Raw genomic sequence first — 2246 nt, forward strand, 5'->3', positions numbered from 1 at the left:
GGCCAGGCGAGCTGGAGCGAGGTCTGCGGCAAGTCGTAGTTCACCGCCAGTTGCTGCCCCAGCTTTGGCGTGACATCCGACACCGGAGCCAGCGTCTGCCTTTCAGGCAGATCGCCGAAGACGTCGTCCAGTTTCTTGCCCAGTGTCGCGGCGTCGATATCGCCGACCACCGCCACATGCAGGCCGCCGCGGGCGAAATTGGCTTTGTGGAAGGCCCTGATGTCATCCGCGGTGATGCTAGTCAGGCTGCCCTTCGTCCCCTGGTCGGAACGCGAATAGGGATGCTCGCCGTAAATGGCGCGCAGCCAGCGCTGCTGCGCCACCGTGTTCGGATCGCGCTCATTAGCCAGGATGCCGGAGAGCACCTGGGCGCGGATACGGTCGATCGGCGCCTGGTCGAAACGCGGGCTGTTCACCGCCAGCTTCAGCAGGCCAAAAGCCTCATCCTTCTGGTCGGAGAGCATGCGCATCGAGCCGTAGGTGCCGTCGCGCGCGGCCTGAAAACTCATCTCGGCGCCGGCATCGTCGAGCTTCTGCTGGAAGGCGTCGCTGTCGAGGCCGCCGGCGCCTTCGTCGAACAGGCCGGTCATCAGATTGACCAGCCCCTCCTTGCCGGCCGGATCCTGCGCGCTGCCGCCATCGAAGACGAAGCGGATGGCGATCAGCGGGATAGAATGGTCCTCCACCAGCCAGGCCGTGATGCCCTTCTTCGACTTCACCTCCTGGATGTTCATCTCCGCGCGGGCCGCAAGCGCCGGCAAAAGCAGGAAGAACAGGGCAAAGCAAAGCGTGGCGACAACGCGATAGATGTGCCCACCTTCTTCCCTTGCGGGAGAAGGAAGGGTGCTCGTGTGGCTAGGAGCCATGCTCATCATCAATTCCCCGCCTGTTGCTGCGGCAAGAGATAGCCGGTGGTCGAATGCTCGAGCACCAGGTAGCGGGCAGCGACCGCCTTGACCTCGTCGGCGGTGACCTTGCGGATACGGCCCGGCCATTCCTGAACGTCCTTGACGTTGCCGCCGGTGGCAAGCGTCGAGCCATACATGTTGGCCATGTCGTCCTGCTTGTCGCGGGCAAAGATCATGGAGCGCACATAGCGGGTCTTGGCCCGCTCCAGCTCATCATCGCTCACGCCGTCCTTGACAATGCGGGCGATCTCGGCGTCGACCGCCGCCTCGACATCGGCAAGCTTGGCGTCGCCGCGCGGCGCGCCATAGACGGTGAAGTTGGTGTCGTCGAGCATCGTGCCCTGGAAATAGGCCGCCGCGTCGGAGGCGATCCCCTGCTTTACGACGAGTTCCTGATACAGCCGGCTGCGGTTGCCGCCGCCGAGGATCTCGGCCAGCAGGTCCAGCGCCTCCGCCTCGCCGGGCTTGGCCGTATGATAGGATGGCACCACCCATTGCGTCGAAAAGCTCGGCACCGAGACGCGCGCGTCGGTCAGCGTCACCGTGCGTCTGGTGTTCTGCTCCGGCTCGACCGGGCGGATGCGCGGCCGCAGATCCGGACCGCGCGCGACCTTGCCATAGGTGCGCTCGGCCATCGCCTTGACGGCATCCGGCTCGACGTCGCCCGCTACGATCAACACCGCGTTGTTGGGCCGGTAGTAGTTGTCGTAGAAGGCTTTCGCGTCCGGACGGTTCAGTTGCTCCATTTCCTGCATCCAGCCGATGACTGGAATGCGGTAGGGCTGGTTCTGCCAGAGCGTCGCATCGACCTCCTCGTCCAGAACCGCCTGCGGATTGCTGTCGATGCGCGAGCGGCGCTCCTCCAGGATCACGTCGCGCTCGGTCTTGATGACGTCGTCGGTCAGGATCAGGTTGCGCATGCGATCGGCCTCGAAGCCCATCATCTGTTCCAGCGCCGAGGGCGGCACCGTCTCGTGGAAGGCGGTGTAGTCGTAGGAGGTGAAGGCGTTGTTGGAGCCGCCGATCTCGGACACGGCGCGGTCGAATTCGCCGGCGGCGTGATGGGTCGTGGCCTTGAACATCAGATGCTCGAAGAAATGCGCGATGCCGGATTTGCCAGCGGGCTCGTCGGCGCTGCCGATCTTGTACCAGACCATGTGGGTGACGATCGGCGCGCGATGGTCCGGGATGACGACCACCTCCATGCCGTTGTCGAGGAGGAAATCCTTCACGTCACCATCGTCGGCCGCACGGGCCGGAGCCGACGCCACTATTGCCAGCGTGCCGACAAGGAGCGCCGTGCGCAGCGCAATCCGCGTAGGTGTCATCAAGTTCTCC

General features: G+C 64.6%; 2 protein-coding genes. Both read right to left on the reverse strand.

The features are described 5' to 3' along the window. Positions 1–866: pitrilysin family protein (locus EOA28_RS33125; protein ID WP_148671019.1), on the reverse strand; the 866-nt coding region annotated here is incomplete at its 3' end. A gap of 8 nt (positions 867–874) precedes the next feature. Then, entirely contained in the window at positions 875–2236 is a 1362-nt protein-coding gene (locus tag EOA28_RS33130; RefSeq protein ID WP_127251019.1) for a pitrilysin family protein, read from the reverse strand. Positions 2237–2246 lie beyond the last annotated feature (10 nt).

The organism is Mesorhizobium sp. M2A.F.Ca.ET.067.02.1.1, assembly GCF_004023285.1.
In the GTDB taxonomy this organism is placed as follows: domain Bacteria; phylum Pseudomonadota; class Alphaproteobacteria; order Rhizobiales; family Rhizobiaceae; genus Mesorhizobium.